This window comes from Parageobacillus sp. G301 (assembly GCF_030268025.1).
Classification (GTDB): domain Bacteria; phylum Bacillota; class Bacilli; order Bacillales; family Anoxybacillaceae; genus Parageobacillus_B; species Parageobacillus_B toebii.
Map to the genome: position 1 here is coordinate 350,758 of NZ_BSDB01000001.1, position 20,227 is coordinate 370,984.

A 20,227-nucleotide genomic window follows, 5' to 3' on the forward strand; every position below is an offset into this window, starting at 1 on the left:
TTAGAGAAATAGGCTGTGTTTTTAAATTCCCTGTTTTGTGATAAAAGACCTATAGCAAAGAGGGGAGCATCGTTTTTCTCGGCTGCAGAAAAGCATGATTGGTCCAGCGTCGAAATGAGAGCAAACTTCGTTAAAGTAATCAATTACATATATTTGGGAGAAAGGAGAAACATATGAACATAGCAAAAATCTATCTGACTGCTTTCATTTGTTTCATGTCTTTTATCTTTTTTCATAATGTTTCGGTGAAAGCGGAAGAAGCTTTCGTGGAAACGGCGAAAGAGACAGATGTTTATAAAAAACAAGGAAGTGCATTTATCAAAATTGGAACATTAAAGGCAAGTGAGCAATTAAAAGTGTTATCTTCGCTTGATGAAAAATATTATACTGTGCAAATCGGGGAAGAGACGGCCTACATTTTAAAAGAAAGTGTTAAGCCAGTCGAAAAATTGGACCGCTCGCTTTTTATCGAAAAAGGGAATAAAACGTATTTTCAAATGTATGCAATAAAATCTGCACCCGTTTACTATTTTCAAGGAGCACAAAGAAAAGAATTAGCTACAATTGAAAAAAACGTGAAATTCTCGATGCTCGGTGAAAACGATAACTTTTATCAAATTATTGTTGCTGGAAGAAAAGCATACATAGATAAAAATAGTGTTCATTTTGTTTTTCCGCAAAATGATAAATCGTTCCAAGTAGCAGTGAACTCCGTCCCTGTCTACTATAATAAGTCAGGAAAATTGGTAGAAGTCGGTTTATTAAAAAAAGGCCAAACGTTCTATAGCAAAAGTGAATATAATGGACAGTGGCATGTGATTGAGTTCGGTCAGTTGACTGGATATGTTCCAAAGACAGGAATAAAACCAATCACACAGAAAATTACCCCTGTTTCCTCAGTGCCATTTACGTATTTAGTGAAAGTAGGGAAAAAAACAGATGTTTATCAGTCAACATCAAAAACGAGCGCCGCTGTTGCAACGATCCAACCTGGACAAGTGTTTGCGGCAAAAAAACTCGTAGGTAATTTCTATCAAATTATCATCGCTGGGAAAATGGCATATTTATCAAAGGATGCAGTAAACGATAAAGTTGATAGCAAAGGTATTGTCAATCCAAATCAAACATATACATACGAACAAATGCAAAGAGACATTCAACGTTTGCAATCTTTTTATCCGGGACTCATCCAAACGCAAATTATCGGTCATTCAGTAGAAGGAAGAAATATTTATGCCATAAAATTAGGAAATGGCAAGAGGGAAATTTTCGTCAATGCTTCCCACCATGCCCGTGAACATATTACGACAAATTTAGTAATGGAAATGATTGACACTTACTCATTTGCTTACAGCAACAATCAAAAAATGGATAACTATAGTATTAGAAAAACATTGGATAACACATCTATTTGGTTTGTGCCGATGGTTAATCCAGATGGTGTGACACTTGTGCAAAAAGGATATAAAGCGGTAAAAAATTCTGCACTAGTTTTAAAAATTAATAACGGCAAAAAAGATTTCTCCGCTTGGAAAGCGAATATTCGCGGGGTTGATTTAAACAGACAATATGATGCATATTGGAGCACGATTTGTTGCAATCCTGGAAAGCCGTGGTTCAAAAATTATAAAGGACCGCGTCCATATAGTGAGCCGGAAGCGCAGGCAATGCGGGACTTTACACTTGCGCATAATTTTCTAACTACCGTTTCCTACCACTCTTCTGGACAAATTATTTATTGGCATTTCCATCAATCGACAGAACAAGCGCAGCGGGATTATCAGCTTGCCTTGATGCTATCGAAGAAAACGAAATACTCATTAGTAAAGCCACAGAAAAACCCAAGCGGCGGCGGTTATAAAGATTGGTTTGTCATTCGATTCAAACGACCAGGATTCACTATTGAAGTAGCTCCATATGTCGGAGAAGGCCCTGTACCTTTAAAATATTTCCCTTCCATTTGGAGCAAAAATAATTCTATTCCAATCATGCTGGCAAATGCGGTTTAACAAAATTTATTATTAACAAAGCGCCCAATACAGCCTCTTGCCGTTCATTTTTGAACTGTAAGGGGCTGTTTTATATATCCTTTTCCTCACCTAATCTAAATATCTCCCCAATTTTCCTCCTCTTGTTTCCCCGAAACATGTAATAAACATCGGCGGTCATATTTATTTTTGATCGCCAACTGTTTTGACATCTACTCCACTTTCAAGCAGCATGACCGCATGGGTATGACGAAGTGCATGCGGATTTATTGGAGATAAGTTTACTTTCTCCTCCATATTTTACAGAACTTCTCCATCAAACACCAAAAGCATTGTGTTACGTATTCGATACATATTAATATATAAATCATTTTTTCCTTCTTAGTTACTCCACAAAATGCCCCACTTGATAAAAGTGGGGCATTCGTGTTGATTAGCAGCAATGAGTAGGGTATCCAGGGTCAACAACTACGTTTCTTGTGATAGGTCTATAAATATGTCTAGGAACATTGACGATATTGTAACGATTAACATGTACAACTGGATGGATATAAGGAACTACACGAGGAATGAAACAGTCGCGCACCACACATCTAGGTGGACATATAACTGGTCTAGGACAAAACATGGAAAATCACCTCCTATAAATATCTATAAACATTAAATGTACTAGTGGGGCTTTTTGAAACGGACAGATGTCACGAGGTATATAAAAAAAATAAATGGAGTTGTAAAAGATGAGACAATATTAACTATTCGCCCTATGTCTCTTGGAGGTAAATGCAATGTTACGCTTCTCGACGAAACTGTAAAAGAAGGTGAAAGCATGTTGCAAGGAGTTTGTATAGATACCGGATCGGCAACGATTTTGGAGAAAGGGAAAAAGTATTTTTTGTTTTCAAACGGCGTTGACCATTACTACGTTTCAAATTTTTCACGAGCAAGCGCCCACAAAGGATGTTTTCATAAATCGTTATTTAAGCTCATCCAAGAAGATGAATGGCCGCCGGAGCCATCTGCGGACAATGTTCCGGTATTGGACAGTTCAAAAATCCATGCAGCCAAGCTCGTTTGGAGGAAGCGATAAGTTAGGGACGTATTATTTACAGCCGGCAAGGACACATGCGTATGTTTACCGCAATAAACAATAAAAAAGTGCGTCGGTTGCTTCCCGTTACACTGGTTCGCGGAGTTTCGAGAAGTGGATGAGGAAGAAAATGAAACAAATGAGGTTATTTTTGAAACAGAAGCGCTTGAATGTGAAACAAAAGAGGAAAAGAATGAAACATTCGAGCAAATGAATGTCTTCGACTTTATTGAGTGAGGAGAACAATTGCTGGAAAAGGTATGGGAGGAAACAAAAATAGCATTGTGTTGCCCTAGTTATTCAAGAGGAAAAATAAATGAAAACAAAAAAGGACGGATCTAAATGACCCGTCCTATAAATTTAAAACAGATTCTAGATTAGTAACCACCAAAGAAACAACTACATCCAATAATAATTAAAAGGATAAACAGTACAACAATTAAAGCAAAGTTGAATCTAAAGCCACCTGACATTTTGTAAACCTCCTGTTTTAAAAGGATAGTACATCCTATGTAAAACATAGCGAGTTTGTATAAGACAAACATCTAGATTTTGTTTATTTGAAGAATTAAACGAATATACAGGTAATAAAAAAAACGATGGATCAGTTTAGCATTTTGTTGAAACGGGAGGTGAAAAAATGCAGCAACTTTCGATTTTTGATTTTCTTGAAAATGAGGAGCTGAACAGCCAGAAGGCTTTTTCTATACGGGTGGGACGATGTACGAATTGAGAAGCTTGTAAAGGAGGAAAAATAATGTTCATTTGCCCTAACTGTTTAAAGGAATTTGACGATCAAGATGAATTTTTTGAGCATTACACGGCATGGTGTGAATAAGGGGCAGAAAGAAGCCAAAGAACACATTTAAGAAACAAAATGACAGTTCTGTCTCTTACACCTCATACTAACCATGAGGTGATACAGATGAACTGGGAAGACAAATGCACGTTTATCGAGCTAAAACTCATGGCTACGAATATTCTCTGCAAGGTCATGAGTAATGAAGTGTATTTGAGGGAATTGCTTATCGAAGATCTGAAAAAGCTCATTCGAAGGCTGGATGCGGAGGAGCCGAGATTGTAAAAAGAAACAAGGTCATTTTGACAGTACCATCATCTAACAGTTTTTGTACAAAAATTGCACTGTTTTCCAATAACGCAATAAGTTTTTTGAAAACTTCACTTTTCTTTGCATAATTGTATTTCAATTAATCCATATTATCTAAAGAAAATATGATTTTGTTAGGAGGGTTATTATGGGAATTTTAAGCGGTAATCCAAAAGAAGAGCCGATGCACTACGGAGAAGTATTTGGTGTATGGTCGTATTTACTGACGGCTAAAGGATTATTAGCCGGATATCAAACATTGCTTAACCATACAGGTGATGAGGATTTAAAAAAATTTATCGAGGATAGTATCGAAAACGTTCTAAAACCGGAAATACAAGAAACAGAAAACTTGTTAAAAGAAAATGGAATAGCACTTCCGCCATCACCGCCAGAACGGCCAAAAGCATGCTTGGAAGATATTCCTGCAGGCGCGAGATTTACTGACCCGGAAATTGCTGCAATGCTTAGTAAAGATATTGCAGCCGGCTTAGTGGCATGTAGTACAATTATGGGGCAGTGCATCAGGGAAGATATTGCTCTAATGTATGGTCAATTTCACATGAAAAAAGCGCAATATGGCGCTAAATTGCTTAGAATGAACAAAGAAAAAGGTTGGCTAGTTCCACCACCGCTCAATGTGAAAAGTTCGGATTGTTAATCTAAAAGCTTGCGATTGCGCAAGCTTTTGTTTTTTATGATTGGCGTTGATGAAAAATAGTTTCATCAATAAAGGCGACTAGACCAAGACCGAACAGGAGGCCTGACCATAGATTACGAGCCGAGTTTGCAGATCGAGTTGCATAATTTGAATGATTTTTAAATTCACGTTTTCAGCAGTCATACGATCCTCCTTCGTTTCATTCCGCACTTACACCTTCACATCGTTTCTTCCCCCATCTTTCCCCAAATAAACAAGTTATAATCAAGATTAGCAGGAAAATTGCCCTTATAAATAAACAGAACAAAAATTAATTCAACATAATGTAAATTATGTAGAAAACATAGTGACAGGAAAACGGCAGAATTTTGGCAGAAAAATGACAGATTATTTTGTTTCGGACATGCTATGATGGTGTCGTGGATATGTTGAAGCAGAGTGTCACTCCGGATCGGGGTGGCGTTTTTATTTTAAGGATCAGTTTGGTTCAATAGGAATAATTTGTAAAGAATTTTTTATTGAATAAATGGGGATAATAGTTTGATAAGGAAAATGCAGGAGTGCGTAGCATGTTTGAGGTTATAATTGCGATGTAGTGCTTATTAGCATTTTGGCGTAGGGGAGATTGGAAAAACATTGAGAAATATTATTCAACTTTGCTATATGTAGCTGTTGCCAATCTCACATATAAAGTGATTGCCCTGTTTCATTTTCATCTATGGAAAATGAAAGGTGCAGAAATGTTAGGAGATACAGCAGCTTATTTTGTATATCTTTTGTTTATTATGGTTCCTGCAACATTGATTTACTTATCTAATTATCTAGATACTGCACTACAACAAATTTTTTATATAGCGAAGTGGGTTGCTCTATTTACTGTAATTGAATGAATAGGATTAGAGTATTTCGATACAATTAACCATCATATTCTTCTATTCTAGTCATGCTGGCAAATGCGGTTTAACAAAATTTATTATTAACAAAGCGCCAAAGACAGCCTCTTATCGTTCATTTTTGAACTGTAAGAGGCTGTTTTATAGAATAAAATTATTTATTTAAACTATGTTCTAAATAATCAATGAAAACAAAAAAGCAAATAATCAACAAAGTAAATGAATGGAAGAAATGGTTTTTCCATGCGGGATGACTCCCACTTCTAATTGGGGCGGGGTGTAAACCAATAGAAGTGGGAAGAGGAATCGCCATAACGTAGAAAATAACGAACATATGTGCTATAATTGAATTATCTTATGCAGATTGTTTTTTGAACAAGAAAGAGATGGAGAAAGGGGATGTTACGTGAAACTTTCCACCATCATACATTCACGCTGATCGAAAAGCTAAGCTTTCGCAATACGCCAGCATGTTGAGTCCAACGTACAAGGAACTCTCATTCATTGCTGAAACGGTACATAGAGCTTGGTCAACTTCTCTTCGTTAGAAGGGATTATCTAAACAAAGTGAAAGTGGGAGCAGTTTAAAAAAGGGGAAAAATAACATGGAGGCAACGTACCAAAAGCGAAGCCGAGTAATTTTCCATGTCGACTGTAATTCGTTTTTCGCCAGCTGCGAAATCGCTCGAGACCCCTCATTAAAAGGAAAAGCGGTTGTTGTAGCGGGAGATCCGAAAGAACGAAAAGGAGTTGTGTTAGCGGCGAACTATATCGCGAAACAGCGTTTTGGTATTTATACGACAATGCCATTATGGGAAGCGAAGAAAAGGTGCCCGCAACTTGTTGTTCTAAAACCCGATTTTCATTTATACCGCGAGATAAGTGAGAAAGTATTTCAGTTTTTAGCAACGTTTACACCCGTTTTAGAGCGCGCTTCGATAGACGAAGGATACTTGGATATCACCGATTGTTATTTGCTTGGTTCACCGTTGGATATCGCGGAGCAAATTCAAAAAGGGTTGTTACAGACGCTACATATTCCTGTAAGCATTGGAATTGCACCAAATAAATTTTTAGCCAAAATGGCAAGCAACATGAAAAAACCATTGGGCATCACGGTGCTGCGCAAACGCGATGTGCCGAAAGTACTTTGGCCTCTCCCTGTTCAGAAGATGCATGGCATCGGTGACAAAACGGCAAAAAAATTAAATAGTATCGGCATTTTTACGATTGGCGAATTGGCAAAGGCGGAAAAAGTGACATTACAAAATTTGCTTGGCATCAATGGGGTTCGATTAAAAGAGTGGGCTAATGGGATTGATCCCCGTCCTGTTGATCCAGAATCAGGAGAAAAGTGGAAATCCATCGGAAACTCCACAACGCTTTCCCGCAATGTGACAGAAGAACGGATTCTTCTTGAAGTGCTGCGCGATTTGGCGCAATCCGTCAGCAATCGCATGAAACAAAAAGGCGTCGTCTCTTCCACCGTCCAAATTATGATCCGCTACAGCAATTTTCAAACGATCACCCGCAGTAAAACATGGGGAAATCCGTTCCAGGAGGCGGAAGAAATTTTTCAGCGCGCCGTCTACTTATTAAAACGCCATTGGAACGGCAATCCGGTAAGACTGTTAGGAATTACCGCCGTAGACGTATTTGATAAAAAAGAGGCGGTGAAACAATTAGACTTGTTTCACTTTGAAGAAGAAGCCAAAAAAGAAGCGTTATGGAATACGATTGAGCAGCTGCAACAAAAATTCGGTAATAGTATTATTCAAAGAGGATCTGAACTTTTCAGAGACAAAAGCGGTGATAATGGAAAATCGTTATAACGATAGAAGTGATAGCGTTAGTCATCCTTGTTCTTGCCTTGTTTCAAAGACGAAAAGTTTATGTATCGCTAATTATAGAGAACTCGTTTCAGAAAGATATGTTGATGTTTTTTTAACAACAATGGTAATATTGATACATATACATCAACAAAAAGAGGGATGCTATGAAACCAACACCAGCTATCTGTTTTGCTGCGGATGTCAAAAAGTCCAGACAGATGGAAAAGGGACGTCTACTAAGTATCTTGAACGAATATCAACAGATGATCAATCAGCGATTCCATCAAGATTTACTCGTTCCATTTACGATTCGAAATGGAGATGAACTGATTGGAGTCATCGGAAACTTTGCTGTCGCATATCCACTTATTGATTATATATTGCAACAATCTCATTTGCATCGATGCCCGTTTTATCTAGGAATTGGCATTGGAAAACTGGAAACGACGAATATAACCGATGTTCATGCGATAAACGGAAGCGCAATATTATACGCGTTTGAAGCGAGAGATCAACACCTAAAAGAAAAGAGCGACAAAATAAAGATTTGGAATGAAGCCGAAGCGGAGACGAGTTTTTATATTTTATCCGAATCCGTTCCTTCCGAACCGTTGAATACATTATTAGGGTTTATCTTATCAACCAAACGAAAATGGACAAGCAAACAGCAACAAGTTATTCGCCTGATCGAGCAATTCCCTGAATGGACATACGAAAAAATTGGAAACCATTTAGGGTACAAATCGCCCATTTCTACTGTCAGTTATTTGCTAAAGCGCGCCGATTATCAAAAAGTAAAAGCGGCGGAAGCCAGCTTTACTCAATTGCTACTTTTGTATGAAAAGCTTTTAAAATAGACGCATAAGGAGCGATCATCTTGTGGGTATATTTTTATGTGGCGCATTTGCTGGGAGATTTTATTTTCCAATCGGATCGATTAGTTAAAGAAAGAAAGGATAAACCGCTTGTCGCTCTAGGCAAACATATCGCCATTCATATCGTTTTAATGGCAATCGCCAGCCTTATGATGATGTTTGTGCACCATTCATTTCATCTCTCTATTTTTCTATTGCTTGGACAAGTCATTTTGCTTATTTCTATTTGTCATTATCTCATTGACTACGGCAAAATCAAATGGAATGATAAGTTGAAAGGAACAGGCAGTCGGGCATTTTTATTTCTTATTGACCAGATACTTCATTTTTTAACCATTTGGATCGTTTTTTATGATATGGTCATTCCAGCATGGTTATTAGAAAACGGCATACCATCTTTTTTGGAAGGTTGGGACACGGATGAAAAAATCGTCGCTACGATTTGTGTTTTCATCTTAGCCACTTATGGCGCTGGCCATTTTCTTCAAATTTTGTTACAAAATATGGTGCCAAATTATGAGCTTCAGGAAGGCATTTATCGTTTATCCGATGAAAAAATTGAAGTAAAAACAAAACACGAGAATAACGGAAGACAGGAAGTCGAAATTACCACCGTAAAAACAGAACAATTTTTTCATGATTCTCCCGCAAAAATCGGCCAAATCATTGGCATGTTAGAACGAACGCTGATCATTATTTTTATGATGATGGATATGCCGCAAGGACTGGCGTTTTTAGCGGCGTTAAAAACATTAACCCGTTTCAAGCAATTCGAACATAAACAGTTTGCCGAGTATTATCTTATTGGTACTTTGTCAAGCGCCATTATTGGCATTTTGCTAGGAATAGTTGCTTCAAAGATTTGGTGAATCCGCTCTTGCGACTATGAAACTATCATTTATCACATCTTTAATAAACGCATTCCATCATTCCTGATTATTGAGAAAATGAAGGGGATGTTGTAAGGAAAGAACCATACCGATTGTGATAGCAGTGGTAGAGAAACTAGCGGCCTAAATTCGTCTAATGTAAGAAAAAGCGGCAGGTAACCCCTGCCGCTTTATATTTATACTAATTTATCCAGATGGGCCCGCCGGTTTACCGCGTACATAATCGGCGCGCCAACCACCATGACGACAAATTCGCCTGCGGCGGTCGTCAGCCACGTGAAAAGGAATGGCAGGTCAAACGCCAGCTTTAACTCCCACGCAATCAAAAACATCGTAAACGTAAATACCAGCGTATTGACGGCCATCCGCGCCCATACATTTTTCACATACCGCATCGAAAAAATCGTGATCAGAAGGGCGATAACCGACTGCCCGACCCCGAAAATGAGATCGTACGCCACCATCGGCGAGAAAAACAGATTGGCAAAAAAGACGCCTAACACAATGCCAAAGAAATACTTTTTATTAAACACGACAAGATGATTCAGCATTTCCGACACGCGAAACTGTACGTTAGTAAATCCAAACGGCTGAATCAGCATTGTCACCGCGATGTACACGGCTGCTAAAATGCCGTTTACGACGATCGTTCTAATGTTCATATGCTTCTCCCCTTACATCGTTAAGGTATATACAAAAAAGGCACCATCGGTATACATGGTGTGGCAAAATGGTGTGGCAAAAAAGCAACATTTATTATTTTATCAAGAAAAGAAGGAAATGCAATGATTGTTTTCTTTTTCGGGATAAATAAGGATAATACCATTCTAATCATGTTATTCTAAAAGAAAAGTGTGACAAAATGTATAGGGAGACGACTCGCTGTTTGTTACATCCTATTTATCCCGAAATCGTTGGAGGTTCGTATGCCGTATTATGTTTGGATAATCATTAATGTGTTATTCATCATTGGTTCTGTACTGTATATATGGGGCGTTCATTCGTATGATTCCACCGTCATTTTATTAGGAAAACTGTTCGCTCAGCTAGCTATATTATTGTTTCTCATTAACGTTAACATGTACTTTATATTTCTTGTCATTAGAAAATCGAAAGTGCGTAACGTGAAAGTTGCATTAAGCAACCTGTCACGAAAAATGATGAGGACACATATTCCCATTGCTTTAGCAGGAACAAGCCTTATCGCGCTTCATGCAGGAATTATGCTTTTTCAGTTGGGAGAAATAATCGGATTTTTTCATCCAAAAATGATAACCGGATATTTTGCGATTTTCATGCTAGCACTTACTTTGTTCGCAGGAGTGCTCCGCCATAAAAAAGCTTCCGGTTTTCGTCGAAAATTTCATTTAACGACGGCGATGATTTTTGTGGGTGTGTTCATAATTCACCTTTTTCTTCCATTATAATGAAATTAAGGGATGTTGATAAAATGACTCGTTTCCTGCGACCGAAAATTCACAACTGCTTTTACTTGCACTGTACGAGTTGATGTCATCGATGGATGGAAAGACAAAAATGGGATATATGAAATTCATTTAGGATATTTTCACGAGGAATATGTCAAGCGACGGAAATGGCTGGATGAAAAAACGCAGAATTAGCAAAAATGGCTCCTACGGATAAGGAAAGGGTTCAAATTCTTGAAATTCGTGACGATGAAATAAAACATTATCAACGATTTACAAAAAATATATGTAAGTCTGACAGGTATGCAGCTTGATGTCAAAGTTATGGAGGAATGTCCTAATACCTATGTTGAAGGGTTAGAATATGACCTGGAAGATGAACGAAAAACTGTTGATTTTTACCTAGATATTGCTGAAGAGTTGAATAATCCATATATAAAAGAAATTTTCCGCCGTGTAGCAGCAGATGGACAAAATCATGCAGTCTGGTTCCTATACTATTTTATAAAGAATAAAAGAGCTGAATTGTAATGAATTCAGCTCTTTTATTATATGAAAAAAGATGTATTTAACCATCTTTTTAGCCCTGACGTTATTTTAAAAAATGGGCAGACCGAATGAAAGACTTGTTAGCAACCAACAGTACCTTCAGGGAAAGCAGGAGTTATTCCTGTAGCCGCGACTTGCATTTGTTGGACTTGTAATACTTTTACAGTAAGATCCATGACGATTTTTTCGCGCAATGAGCTAAACTCTCCCTCAGGGCTTACATGAGTTGGCGAAAAATCAAGTTCGTAGAAATTCGCGCCTATTAACTCGCCGTATGGTTGTTCATTATATTTGACGAGATTTTGGAAGAAATATTTATCTAAGCGAGGAGTTAAGTCGTTTTTCTCATTAAGGAAGAAAGCTTTGCTGTCTTCTGAAATACCGATAATTGGGAAAGTGAGGAAATCGCCTTCTAGGAGTTCTGCAAAACCAGAAAACGGAAGATCGGCAATTCTATCTAGGAGTGCTCCATTACATGCATTGGAAGCATATTCAATATCTTTGCGAATGAAACCTGACACAAATAATTTGGCTCTTGTGACTCTAAAGAAGTCCGTGTCGTCAATACGCGCAAATCTAACAGGCACCAATTTCACTTGTTCTAAAAATACATTCTTTGTCACTCTCTTAATTTCAGTTGCAGCCGGATCAAGCGGAATATCTGCCTCTAAAACAACTTGAATGGTTCTTTCCGCTAGTACAACTGGAACTTTAAGAATTGGCGTAAGACCTGGTGTAGCGACTACCGGGGTAGCTTCATCGGAAAAATGGGATTGTGTATTTGCTTCTACTGGACAAGCTGGGGAAATCGGTTGTTTATTCTTATTGCAAAATTGCGAGTTGCTCATCAAAAATCCACTCCTTACTATTTTTTGAGCTTTTCTCAAGCTCTACGTTAATACAATATTCAACATTCATTTTAAAGTATAGGTTTATACAATGATCATTTTACTCATTTTTAATCAAAGGAAGGGATTTTCACGAATGGTCAATGCGTTCGATGATTTTCTTTCTAGATGCCTTTACCATCATAACTGACTCGAACTTGTTGTACTTGTAGTAAATGAATGATTAAATCCAACACGATTTTTTGGCGTAATCGGCGTGAAGCTGCTGGCTCTTTTTGTATGGCAACCGCATTTCTATTGTAAACTGCAGTATACTCAATATTTTGGTGTATATATCCTTCTATCAATAAATTTCCTTTTAATGCTGCACATGTTCCATTACCGAATGATGAAGAAAATTGGGTAGGTACGAATTTGCAATTTGTCAGCACGACTTCTTTAGAGATTTCGTTTACTTTCATAATTTCTTCTTCAAACATCACATCTTCTTCTAAACATATTTCAATTTCGTATTCCCCGACTACAACCGGAACTCTAATTTGTATGAAATCATGATGAGTACAAGATTGATTATTTGTTTTTTTCTCATGGACGGGAAACACAACCGATTTATAAAAGTTTTTTTTGTTCTTCGCGCCATAGGTGTGAACAGTGTCAGTGAAGAATATAATTTCATGAATTTTAGAGCAGATCAAATGACAATAAGGCTGTTCAGGATAATAAGTCGTCGTATGAAATAGTTTCGTGTCTAATTGAGGAGTTTGTCTATTGTTTAGGTCAAGAAATTCAGCTGTATGTTGTGCTTTACCTCCAAAGATAGGAGGGTGAAGAAAATCGTCAATTTCTACAAAAGTAGAGAATGGGCTTTTTATAGTCATAGAACGTATTGTTCCGTATTGATTCATATCATCAGTACGATTGGTTTCATCGATATTCTCTCTAGCAGGTATATGATTCATTTTATCCGCAAAGCCGGATTCAGAAGTATGCACAGGTTCAAAAGCAGAATCAATTTGAGGCTTATCATTCGTTTTATCGACATGACAAGTTTGAAAATCACGCTTAAATTTAGCACGTATTCGCTTCATTCTCTCATGGTTCATCCTTTTCATTATTTTTCACTCCCAAAACTAGTCGTCACTGTATTATTTATGCTTTATTTCTGCTTTTGTCCCTGTACAATTCCCGAAAATTCAAAAAAGAGAAACTTGATAAAACGTTTAGATTCAATAGATATGTGTGAATGCGAATGCGAAAAGGATTCGTGAGCGATGAAAAGTTCTTTATGAAGAAATCTGTGAAGCAAAAACTCCTTCTCAACATAGTAAGGTGATCTTGAAACAAAAATTAGTAAAGAGATTCTCTTACCTGTATACAGGAGAACTAGCATCCGTTATAGTGTTTTTCTTTATTAGTTTTGCGATGAATATACGATTGTATTCCCTTTATTCATTTTGGGCCCCTTTTCTTCTACTCGAATTTATTTTGGCGCAAGGAAGCGTATATTGGTATATGAAATGGAAACGATTGAAGGAGGGGAAATCATCGATAACACCGAATCATGTTTTATATAAATTTAAACATGTAAAGAAGTGGAATTTTGATTACGCGGTATGCGCCTGCTTTTTAATCATGTCTTCGTTTGTGCTTCAGAAAACGATTAGAGACAATGCAGAAGATGATGCTTATGAGAAGGAGCATATGCCAAAAAAGTTTGAAAAAGAAGAATCAAAATAATGAAGCGTTTATTGCTTCAAAAACCTCCTAGCGAATAGGTGGTTTTTCTTTTGGAGGGGACTGATTCGGAGTCAAAGATAAAAACAAGAAGCATGGAAAAAAGACATGTTATTTTTTTATGCTTTCGATAACAAGGATTGCCATTTGCTAATGAATAAGATTAAGATATAGGAAAGAATCATCATATATAAAAGAGGTGATCCTAATCATCTATACGGTTCTGTTGTTTTTCTTGGCCGGATTAGCGGAAATCGGCGGCGGTTATCTTGTTTGGTTATGGCTGCGGGAGGGAAAATCGTTTTGGTACGGAATCATCGGCAGCATTGTCTTAATTTTGTACGGTGTCATCCCCACGTTTCAGCACTTTCCTTCGTTTGGAAGGGTGTATGCGGCTTATGGCGGAGTTTTTATTGTTTTATCGGTATTATGGGGTTGGGGAATCGATAAAAAAACTCCTGATACATACGATTGGATTGGGGCGGTTATTTGTTTAATCGGCGTTTCAGTCATGTTATGGGCGCCGCGGCATTAACAGACAAAGGGGAGGGAATGAGGATGAACATTGCTATTGGAGATATAATGTTTCAGTTGGTTAATATATTGATTATTATTTTCTTCATTGCCGTATTGGTGTCGGTTGTTCGCTATGTATCGAAAAACGAAAGAAATAATAAACAATTGCAAGAAAAACTGGATCGGATTATTGAACTGTTGGAAAAAGAGCGTTCGAGAAAGTAGTCCCCTTATAGGAAGACCTACCGCTTGTTTTGGACTGAACACCAGGATAAGGTTTTATCCAAATAAGGTACAAAAATATATGTGGCATTTTTGGGGAAATGAAAGAGAGTTTAATGGGGGACTGAGAGTTATTGCCACTCACGAAACCGGCGGGGAACCAATAACTGTATTAGAAGGTCTTAGTTTGGGTGGTCCTAATAACGGAGCAGATCATCACGTTCCATCAAATATGTCACTGCCAAAGAGTGAAATGTGGAAGTTAGATGCTTATATTGGAAACAAGTTATTTGGAAGTATTTTTGTAAAAGTTTATGAGAAATAAAAACGGCATCCAAAATGGGTGCCGTTTTTAATGCTATTTTTTGTGCATCTTGTTCAGCCAAATGGGAAGTAAGCACTTTAGCAATTCTCAAATCCTTATAAGAAGGGGGTAGTACTAGAATCCAAATCCTGGTCCATAACCACCAAAGCCATATCCTCTCCCGTAACCACCAAAGCCCCCGGTCATACAACTACAGCCAACAATGATTAATAAGATGAACAGAACGACGAAAAATGCAAATCCAGCACCTGCATATCTTCCATCACTCATTGAATTACACCTCCATTTATTTGCCTTCAGTTTATAATACGGGACTTTTTATCAATTTGATTGGGCTTTAATATAATTTTCTGTGAATGCTGATTATTTAGTTGTTGAATTATACTGCTCCGTTAGTTGAACAAGAAGATTATTCTTCATTATTCCATCCAACATGCCAAGCCTCGTCATTATCCTGCCGCTTACCTCCCAGCTTTCATTCACCATTTTCTATACAAAAGGGGCTAGGCGTTTTTACAGAAATTGATAAATCTGCGTCATAAATTACTGTCATACCAATTCAGAATTTTCTATTTAAAAATATCAGTGAAAGAGAACAAAAAGATAGTTGGCCAAAAGTATAAATACTTTGAGCCAACTATTTTTTAGTGTGAGCAAATGGGAAATCACCTTTACTTTGCTCACACATATAAGTTTTCCTTTTTAAATATTTTGTGCAATATGGAGTTCCTTTTTGAATTCACAATAGCTAGGGTTTTCTTCGATAAAATTTTATGAGGGAAATGGAACAATTTTTTTAGATTAGCAGGCAAAGTGCGGCACGGCACTTGAACGCGCTTGTTCCCCCACGAGATGGGTTTTTTTGCCCCTATATGAAACCCCCAATCTCCAAAAGACGGAATAATCGTGTGGTAGCTAAGCGTTTCAAATCCTGCGCTTTCAATCGTTTTTCCGATGCTCCAAAAGACAATTGGCGTATCTTCTGGGGAATTGGATTGACAAACAAACACTCCGTCATCAGCAAGAGAACGTTTTAGGAGGGAGTAAAATTCAGTTGTATAAAGATCGCTAATCGTTTGATCTGTTGGATCAGGAAAATCGACGATAATGATATGATAAGGAGAACGATTAGAAGCGAGAAAGTCTACGGCATCTTGAGGATGAACGGTTACACGGGAATCATAGAGCGAGTATTGATTAAGGGCTGCTAAGCTTCTGAAATTCTTAGCAGCATCCAATACTAACGGGTCTAAATCAACAAGGTCAACATGTTTCACATCGTCGTATTTGAGCACTTCTCTTAACGCCAGGCCGTCCCCACCGCCTAAAATAAGCACTCGTTCATGATTGGAAGCAAAAGTGAAGGCGGGGTGTACAAGCGCTTCATGGTAAATTCGTTCATCTAAGGAACTAAACTGCAATTGCTCGTCTAAATACATTCTTAAATCGGTTGCTTCAATAATCTGGATGTTTTGAAACGCGCTTTTTTCATTAAATAAACTTCTATGCTTGACGTTTAAAAGCTCTTGCAATCCGATTTGGTCCCATTTGTCTCCGCGAACAATCCCAATACTACTGTCTACTCGCGGTGTTAAAGAAGCGGAAGAGGAATGTAACCGGCGTTCATATTCCGGAGAAAACCAAGGTTTTGTCTTTTGTTTTCTTAAGTTCATGTGAAGCTATCCTCCTTTCGAAGGATCAAAAAGTGTCATTTCTTTGCTCGAAATTAGTTGAAGCTGTTTAGCCCCACGAGAAATGGAGTAAATCATCGCTCTTTTTGAAGAAAGCCCTTTTAATAGAGATTCAACTTGGTCCATTGGGTCTTGTTCCCCGCACGTATAAAAGTCCAACGATGCATATCCTTCTTCAGGCCATGTATGAATGGATATATGCGAAGTGGATAAAATAAACATTCCAGTTATTCCTTGTGGATTAAATTGGTAGAAATAGGAATATAAAATTTCCATGCCTGCATTTTGTGCAGCTGTTGTAAGCAACTGTTCTAAATGTGCCACGTTATTTAAAAGAGAAGAATCGCATTCAAATGCATCAATGATCACATGTTTTCCTTCCACGTTCACCAAATCATCATTCCCTTCTATATCCTCTTGCATTATCCTATGGGATTTTTAAAAAAAATCTTGTATGATTGTCTTTATTATTTATAAATTGGTTAATTGCTGAAAAAGCGGACACATAAACATTCTAATATGCTGGGCACTCATTCATCTTCAGTTAGCATCAACACCTCTTAAGAGTATGAGCGAGTGAAACAATACGTGTTTATCGAATGGGATGGCCTGCATAAAACGACAAAACAGTTTGTCGATGTGTTTGAAGCAATCCGCTTCGATGTGTATATCGGAAACTTTCTAAATGTGAATAGTTAAATTTGGAAACTTTATGTATAATGAATACGTATAAGAATTGCATAGATTCATTGCCTTTGTTTACGGGGGGATAAATCATGGATGGAGAGCCTAGAAAAAGAATCTCCGAACGAGCGCTATCGGTATGGCGGATATACGGCATGATCGGATTGACCGTTTCTTTTATCGTCTTTGCGGCTATCATTATCCTTATTATCGTTTTTGACGGACCGAAATGGATTATTCCGATGCTGATTATTATATTGATTGGAGAAGGCTATTTTTTTATCTTCTTTATTCCCGCATTGCGTTGGCGGAGATGGCGTTATGAAGTGCGTGAACAGGAAATCGAGATTCAAAAAGGACTGTTTGTCGTGAAACGTACATTGATTCCAATGATTCGGGTCCAGCATGTTGATTCAAGTCAAGGGCCATTATTAAAAAAATACAGACTGGCATCCGTCACTATTTCCACTGCCGCAACGGTGCATGAAATTCCGGCACTTGATGAGGAGGAAGCGGAAGAGTTGCGTTATTCTATTTCCAGATTGGCGAGGGTGGCGGATGAAGATGTCTAAGAAAAAACGACTGCACCCCATTTCCGTTGTAGCCAATATCTTAAAACAATTGAAAGACGCGATTTTACCGATTATTCTTGTTATCATTGTCGGGAATAAAACGATTTCTTCCATGTGGGATATCGCCGTGCCGTTTGCTATTATCATTTATACGATTGTCATTGGAATTGTTTCATGGATTCGTTTTACCTATCGTTTGGAAGAAGGGGAATTGCGAATCGAATATGGTGTTTTTGTAAGAAAAAAACGATACATTCCTTTTGAACGCATTCAAGGCATCTCCATATCACAAGGCTTTCTGCAAAGAATGTTTGGCGTTGTAAAAGTAAATGTAGAAACAGCTGGCAATCAGTTGGGAGAAGCGGAGGCTGTGTTAACAGCCGTGACAAGGGAAGAAGCGAAACAGCTTCAATGCTTGATTCAAAAATCAAAAGAAAAAGCAGGAGCAATCGAGAACATTCTGCCGCAAGATGAAAGCACAACGTCTTTTGCACAAAATGATCAAGAGTTGGAACAAAAAGCGAAAAACATTATCTTTTCGATGAGTTTTTGGGAAATTTTCCAAGTAGCCGTGACTAGCGGAGGAACATTTGGCGTTATTTCCGCCATCGTCATTTTTGTCTTGCAATTTGACGACATCATTCCTTATGAGAAGTTATATAAAGATGCGCAAAAATTTATTGCGCATGGCGTGTTTTATACCGTGGTGACCATCATATTGATTTTGATTGCTGCCTATATTCTCTCCATCATTCAAAATATGATGAGATACGCATTTTTTACGGTGGAAAAAGCAGGGGAGAACATCATTATCTCAAGAGGGCTCCTTGAAAGGAAAAAGATTGTGATCCCGATAGAGCGGGTGCAAGGCATTGTGGTAAAGGAAAACATTATCCGACGGTGGTTTGGGTATGCTTCCGTTTATATCATTCATGCAGGAGGAGCTTTCAATGAAGGCGCCCCCGATAGCATTGTCCTTTGTCCTTTAATCGAAAAAGAGCGGATCGCTCCCGTTATTCTATCTTGTCTTCCGGATTATAGCTTAAATCATGAATTCATTGCACCGCCAAAGCGGGCGCGCATCCGCTACATGGTCCGTCCTTTATACTTTTTGCTTTTACCGGTTTGCATAGTAGCCTATTGGCTGCGTCCGTGGGGATTATTGCTTTTGCTATTACTGCCAATGGCTTCTTATTTTGGCTATCTCAGTTATCGGTTTGCCGGTTGGTCGATTTCGAATCACCAGCTTGCGCTAAGAAGCCGCTTTTTGAATGTCAGAACCGTATATATGTTAAAAAATCGGATTCAATCCATGGAATTTTCTTATAATTGGTTTCAGCAAAGGAGAGATCTAGGAACCATTTCGGCAACGGTCATGTCGGGAATTGGCGGTGCTCAAGGGGAAGTGGTAGATCTTGATAAAGAAGATTTACAAACAATTTATACGTGGTTTAAACGTACAAAAGGGGAATAAAGTTTTTCTTAAGATGAGACGGCAAGCGAAATTTCCTGTTTAACAACGTTGACTAAACAGGAAATTTCGCTTTTTTATCACTATTGAAGACGTTATGGTGAACGATTCCAACATTTAATACCGATTGCGAATCGCAAAAGAACGGATGATCAGATGGTTGCGCGGCCAATGCGGCTGGCTTCAGGTACTTCAATCAGACGACCGCTTTTCACGTCGTAAATAAAACCGTAGATCGTAATGTAGCCCGGAACAAGAGGGTGGGAACGAATGCGTTCAACATCGTCGATAACACTTTGTTCAAGATTGCTGATCGTTAAGAATTCGATGTATTCTCCCGCTCTGGAACCAGGTCCTTTTCCTACGTCACGCCAATTTTCCCCATCGAACTCAGCTGGCTCTAGACTGTTGGCAAGCAAATTGCGGATAGTGTCATTGGTAAATGTCTCCATACCGCAATCGGTATGATGAATCACGAACCATTCGCGTGTTCCCAACAGCTTGTACGAGATTACGAGAGAACGAATCGCATCGTCACTTGCCCGGCCTCCAGCGTTTCGGATCACATGAGCATCGCCTTCGGCAAGTCCGGCAAACTTGGCAGGGTCGAGGCGCGCGTCCATGCAGGTCAGAATCGCAAATCGACGCTTCGGCGGCATCGCTAGATTCGCTTTGTCCCCGAAATTAGCGGCATATTCCTCATTCGCGGCCAATACTTCCTTTAAAATCTTAAATTAATTTTTATAAATCATATATGTTTACTATGATTATAGTACGTGGTTATCCTATCGTCAATTAATTCTTGCACGTATTTCCTATTTCTCTTTATATTTCCCTCCGAGTGAATCCATTAT

At 38.3% G+C, this 20,227-nt stretch carries 24 protein-coding genes and 2 pseudogenes; 16 read left to right on the forward strand and 10 right to left on the reverse strand.

Translation table 11 applies throughout. The annotated features are described in order from the left end of the window. The first annotated feature begins 173 nt into the window (after nt 1-173). Nucleotides 174-2,009 carry a M14 family metallopeptidase gene (locus tag QSJ37_RS01920; protein WP_285753245.1) on the forward strand — a complete coding sequence of 612 codons (1,836 nt, stop codon included), beginning with the start codon at nt 174-176 and terminating at the stop codon, nt 2,007-2,009. Nucleotides 2,010-2,171: 162 nt separating this feature from the next. Here QSJ37_RS01920 and QSJ37_RS01925 read toward each other — a convergent pair whose 3' ends face one another. Continuing rightward, nucleotides 2,172-2,285 carry a tyrosine-type recombinase/integrase gene (locus tag QSJ37_RS01925; protein ID WP_285753247.1) on the reverse strand — a complete coding sequence of 38 codons (114 nt, stop codon included), beginning with the start codon at nt 2,283-2,285 and terminating at the stop codon, nt 2,172-2,174. Nucleotides 2,286-2,814: 529 nt separating this feature from the next. Between QSJ37_RS01925 and QSJ37_RS01930 the strand changes: the two genes are divergently transcribed. Both QSJ37_RS01930 and QSJ37_RS01935 read left to right on the forward strand, forming a co-directional pair. Next, a complete protein-coding gene (locus QSJ37_RS01930; RefSeq protein ID WP_285753249.1) occupies nt 2,815-3,075 on the forward strand; it encodes a hypothetical protein in 261 nt (86 codons plus the stop codon). A 114-nt stretch (nt 3,076-3,189) separates the two neighbouring features. Next, nucleotides 3,190-3,312 carry a hypothetical protein gene (locus tag QSJ37_RS01935; protein WP_285753251.1) on the forward strand — a complete coding sequence of 41 codons (123 nt, stop codon included), beginning with the start codon at nt 3,190-3,192 and terminating at the stop codon, nt 3,310-3,312. 140 nt (nt 3,313-3,452) lie between these two features. Here the strand turns inward: QSJ37_RS01935 and QSJ37_RS01940 are convergent, their stop codons facing one another. Then, entirely contained in the window at nt 3,453-3,548 is a 96-nt protein-coding gene (locus QSJ37_RS01940) for a YjcZ family sporulation protein (RefSeq protein ID WP_285753253.1), read from the reverse strand. A gap of 783 nt (nt 3,549-4,331) precedes the next feature. Here QSJ37_RS01940 and QSJ37_RS01945 point away from each other — a divergent pair. Beyond that, a complete protein-coding gene (locus QSJ37_RS01945) occupies nt 4,332-4,844 on the forward strand; it encodes a DUF3231 family protein (protein WP_285753255.1) in 513 nt (170 codons plus the stop codon). A 46-nt stretch (nt 4,845-4,890) separates the two neighbouring features. Here the strand turns inward: QSJ37_RS01945 and QSJ37_RS01950 are convergent. Continuing rightward, a pseudogene (locus tag QSJ37_RS01950) lies at nt 4,891-4,968 on the reverse strand (DUF2243 domain-containing protein); the annotation flags it as partial. A 1,374-nt stretch (nt 4,969-6,342) separates the two neighbouring features. Here QSJ37_RS01950 and QSJ37_RS01955 point away from each other — a divergent pair. The 3 genes from QSJ37_RS01955 to QSJ37_RS01965 all read left to right on the forward strand — a co-directional run bounded on the left by QSJ37_RS01955 (nt 6,343) and on the right by QSJ37_RS01965 (nt 9,313). Continuing rightward, a complete protein-coding gene (locus QSJ37_RS01955) occupies nt 6,343-7,569 on the forward strand; it encodes a DNA polymerase IV (RefSeq protein WP_285753257.1) in 1,227 nt (408 codons plus the stop codon). 164 nt (nt 7,570-7,733) lie between these two features. After that, nucleotides 7,734-8,426, forward strand: a complete 693-nt coding sequence (locus tag QSJ37_RS01960) for a SatD family protein (protein ID WP_285753259.1) — start codon at nt 7,734-7,736, stop codon at nt 8,424-8,426. A 20-nt stretch (nt 8,427-8,446) separates the two neighbouring features. Next, a complete protein-coding gene (locus QSJ37_RS01965) occupies nt 8,447-9,313 on the forward strand; it encodes a DUF3307 domain-containing protein (protein WP_285753261.1) in 867 nt (288 codons plus the stop codon). A gap of 197 nt (nt 9,314-9,510) precedes the next feature. Here the strand turns inward: QSJ37_RS01965 and QSJ37_RS01970 are convergent, their stop codons facing one another. Next, nucleotides 9,511-9,996 (reverse strand): QueT transporter family protein, encoded by a 486-nt coding sequence (locus QSJ37_RS01970; protein WP_285753263.1) that lies wholly within the window; start codon nt 9,994-9,996, stop codon nt 9,511-9,513. Between the two features lie 264 nt (nt 9,997-10,260). Here QSJ37_RS01970 and QSJ37_RS01975 point away from each other — a divergent pair, with 264 nt between their 5' ends. Both QSJ37_RS01975 and QSJ37_RS01980 read left to right on the forward strand, forming a co-directional pair. Continuing rightward, the gene (locus QSJ37_RS01975) at nt 10,261-10,761 is read left to right on the forward strand and encodes a hypothetical protein (protein WP_285753265.1); all 501 of its coding nucleotides are present in this window, start codon (nt 10,261-10,263) and stop codon (nt 10,759-10,761) included. Nucleotides 10,762-10,946: 185 nt separating this feature from the next. Then, nucleotides 10,947-11,292: pseudogene (locus tag QSJ37_RS01980) on the forward strand (ferritin-like domain-containing protein); the annotation flags it as partial. Between the two features lie 98 nt (nt 11,293-11,390). Here QSJ37_RS01980 and QSJ37_RS01985 read toward each other — a convergent pair. Both QSJ37_RS01985 and QSJ37_RS01990 read right to left on the reverse strand, forming a co-directional pair. Then, nucleotides 11,391-12,158: a CsxC family protein gene (locus tag QSJ37_RS01985; protein ID WP_285753267.1), complete on the reverse strand. Its 768-nt coding sequence runs from the start codon at nt 12,156-12,158 to the stop codon at nt 11,391-11,393. A gap of 164 nt (nt 12,159-12,322) precedes the next feature. After that, nucleotides 12,323-13,270, reverse strand: a complete 948-nt coding sequence (locus QSJ37_RS01990; RefSeq protein ID WP_285753269.1) for a BC_2427 family protein — start codon at nt 13,268-13,270, stop codon at nt 12,323-12,325. Nucleotides 13,271-13,670: 400 nt separating this feature from the next. Between QSJ37_RS01990 and QSJ37_RS18020 the strand changes: the two genes are divergently transcribed. From QSJ37_RS18020 to QSJ37_RS02010, 4 genes are all read left to right on the forward strand, one after another. Continuing rightward, on the forward strand, nt 13,671-13,895 hold the full coding sequence (locus QSJ37_RS18020; protein WP_483313571.1) for a YiaA/YiaB family inner membrane protein: 225 nt from the start codon (nt 13,671-13,673) through the stop codon (nt 13,893-13,895). A 205-nt stretch (nt 13,896-14,100) separates the two neighbouring features. After that, nucleotides 14,101-14,427, forward strand: a complete 327-nt coding sequence (locus QSJ37_RS02000; protein ID WP_285754724.1) for a YnfA family protein — start codon at nt 14,101-14,103, stop codon at nt 14,425-14,427. Between the two features lie 23 nt (nt 14,428-14,450). Next, nucleotides 14,451-14,633: a DUF4083 family protein gene (locus tag QSJ37_RS02005; protein WP_285753271.1), complete on the forward strand. Its 183-nt coding sequence runs from the start codon at nt 14,451-14,453 to the stop codon at nt 14,631-14,633. A gap of 79 nt (nt 14,634-14,712) precedes the next feature. Further along, a complete protein-coding gene (locus tag QSJ37_RS02010) occupies nt 14,713-14,955 on the forward strand; it encodes a hypothetical protein (protein ID WP_285753272.1) in 243 nt (80 codons plus the stop codon). A gap of 114 nt (nt 14,956-15,069) precedes the next feature. Here the strand turns inward: QSJ37_RS02010 and QSJ37_RS02015 are convergent, their stop codons facing one another. The 3 genes from QSJ37_RS02015 to speD all read right to left on the reverse strand — a co-directional run bounded on the left by QSJ37_RS02015 (nt 15,070) and on the right by speD (nt 17,069). Next, entirely contained in the window at nt 15,070-15,225 is a 156-nt protein-coding gene (locus QSJ37_RS02015) for a YjcZ family sporulation protein (RefSeq protein WP_285753274.1), read from the reverse strand. Between the two features lie 410 nt (nt 15,226-15,635). After that, the gene (locus QSJ37_RS02020; protein ID WP_285753276.1) at nt 15,636-16,628 is read right to left on the reverse strand and encodes a spermine/spermidine synthase domain-containing protein; all 993 of its coding nucleotides are present in this window, start codon (nt 16,626-16,628) and stop codon (nt 15,636-15,638) included. 6 nt (nt 16,629-16,634) lie between these two features. Continuing rightward, a complete protein-coding gene (gene speD / locus QSJ37_RS02025; protein WP_285753278.1) occupies nt 16,635-17,069 on the reverse strand; it encodes an adenosylmethionine decarboxylase in 435 nt (144 codons plus the stop codon). A 153-nt stretch (nt 17,070-17,222) separates the two neighbouring features. Here speD and QSJ37_RS02030 point away from each other — a divergent pair, with 153 nt between their 5' ends. The 3 genes from QSJ37_RS02030 to QSJ37_RS02040 all read left to right on the forward strand — a co-directional run bounded on the left by QSJ37_RS02030 (nt 17,223) and on the right by QSJ37_RS02040 (nt 19,376). Next, a complete protein-coding gene (locus QSJ37_RS02030) occupies nt 17,223-17,345 on the forward strand; it encodes a hypothetical protein (RefSeq protein WP_285753280.1) in 123 nt (40 codons plus the stop codon). A 77-nt stretch (nt 17,346-17,422) separates the two neighbouring features. Next, nucleotides 17,423-17,902, forward strand: a complete 480-nt coding sequence (locus QSJ37_RS02035) for a PH domain-containing protein (RefSeq protein ID WP_285753282.1) — start codon at nt 17,423-17,425, stop codon at nt 17,900-17,902. Further along, the gene (locus QSJ37_RS02040; protein WP_285753284.1) at nt 17,895-19,376 is read left to right on the forward strand and encodes a PH domain-containing protein; all 1,482 of its coding nucleotides are present in this window, start codon (nt 17,895-17,897) and stop codon (nt 19,374-19,376) included. Before QSJ37_RS02035 ends, QSJ37_RS02040 begins: the two co-directional genes overlap by 8 nt. 149 nt (nt 19,377-19,525) lie before the next feature. Here the strand turns inward: QSJ37_RS02040 and QSJ37_RS02045 are convergent, their stop codons facing one another. Next, nucleotides 19,526-20,101 carry a beta-class carbonic anhydrase gene (locus tag QSJ37_RS02045; RefSeq protein WP_352177022.1) on the reverse strand — a complete coding sequence of 192 codons (576 nt, stop codon included), beginning with the start codon at nt 20,099-20,101 and terminating at the stop codon, nt 19,526-19,528. Nucleotides 20,102-20,227: the final 126 nt, after the last annotated feature.

What these genes read in the sequence shown, in the direction of transcription:
- QSJ37_RS01920 (WP_285753245.1), top strand. Translation starts at nt 174, where the DNA reads ATGAACATAGCAAAAATCTATCTGACTGCTTTCATTTGTTTCATGTCT.
- QSJ37_RS01925 (WP_285753247.1), bottom strand. Translation starts at nt 2,285, where the DNA reads ATGGAGGAGAAAGTAAACTTATCTCCAATAAATCCGCATGCACTTCGT.
- QSJ37_RS01930 (WP_285753249.1), top strand. Translation starts at nt 2,815, where the DNA reads ATGTTGCAAGGAGTTTGTATAGATACCGGATCGGCAACGATTTTGGAG.
- QSJ37_RS01940 (WP_285753253.1), bottom strand. Translation starts at nt 3,548, where the DNA reads ATGTCAGGTGGCTTTAGATTCAACTTTGCTTTAATTGTTGTACTGTTT.
- QSJ37_RS01945 (WP_285753255.1), top strand. Translation starts at nt 4,332, where the DNA reads ATGGGAATTTTAAGCGGTAATCCAAAAGAAGAGCCGATGCACTACGGA.
- QSJ37_RS01955 (WP_285753257.1), top strand. Translation starts at nt 6,343, where the DNA reads ATGGAGGCAACGTACCAAAAGCGAAGCCGAGTAATTTTCCATGTCGAC.
- QSJ37_RS01960 (WP_285753259.1), top strand. Translation starts at nt 7,734, where the DNA reads ATGAAACCAACACCAGCTATCTGTTTTGCTGCGGATGTCAAAAAGTCC.
- QSJ37_RS01970 (WP_285753263.1), bottom strand. Translation starts at nt 9,996, where the DNA reads ATGAACATTAGAACGATCGTCGTAAACGGCATTTTAGCAGCCGTGTAC.
- QSJ37_RS01975 (WP_285753265.1), top strand. Translation starts at nt 10,261, where the DNA reads ATGCCGTATTATGTTTGGATAATCATTAATGTGTTATTCATCATTGGT.
- QSJ37_RS01985 (WP_285753267.1), bottom strand. Translation starts at nt 12,158, where the DNA reads ATGAGCAACTCGCAATTTTGCAATAAGAATAAACAACCGATTTCCCCA.
- QSJ37_RS01990 (WP_285753269.1), bottom strand. Translation starts at nt 13,270, where the DNA reads ATGAAAAGGATGAACCATGAGAGAATGAAGCGAATACGTGCTAAATTT.
- QSJ37_RS18020 (WP_483313571.1), top strand. Translation starts at nt 13,671, where the DNA reads ATGAAATGGAAACGATTGAAGGAGGGGAAATCATCGATAACACCGAAT.
- QSJ37_RS02005 (WP_285753271.1), top strand. Translation starts at nt 14,451, where the DNA reads ATGAACATTGCTATTGGAGATATAATGTTTCAGTTGGTTAATATATTG.
- QSJ37_RS02010 (WP_285753272.1), top strand. Translation starts at nt 14,713, where the DNA reads ATGTGGCATTTTTGGGGAAATGAAAGAGAGTTTAATGGGGGACTGAGA.
- QSJ37_RS02015 (WP_285753274.1), bottom strand. Translation starts at nt 15,225, where the DNA reads ATGAGTGATGGAAGATATGCAGGTGCTGGATTTGCATTTTTCGTCGTT.
- QSJ37_RS02020 (WP_285753276.1), bottom strand. Translation starts at nt 16,628, where the DNA reads ATGAACTTAAGAAAACAAAAGACAAAACCTTGGTTTTCTCCGGAATAT.
- speD (WP_285753278.1), bottom strand. Translation starts at nt 17,069, where the DNA reads ATGCAAGAGGATATAGAAGGGAATGATGATTTGGTGAACGTGGAAGGA.
- QSJ37_RS02035 (WP_285753282.1), top strand. Translation starts at nt 17,423, where the DNA reads ATGGATGGAGAGCCTAGAAAAAGAATCTCCGAACGAGCGCTATCGGTA.
- QSJ37_RS02040 (WP_285753284.1), top strand. Translation starts at nt 17,895, where the DNA reads ATGTCTAAGAAAAAACGACTGCACCCCATTTCCGTTGTAGCCAATATC.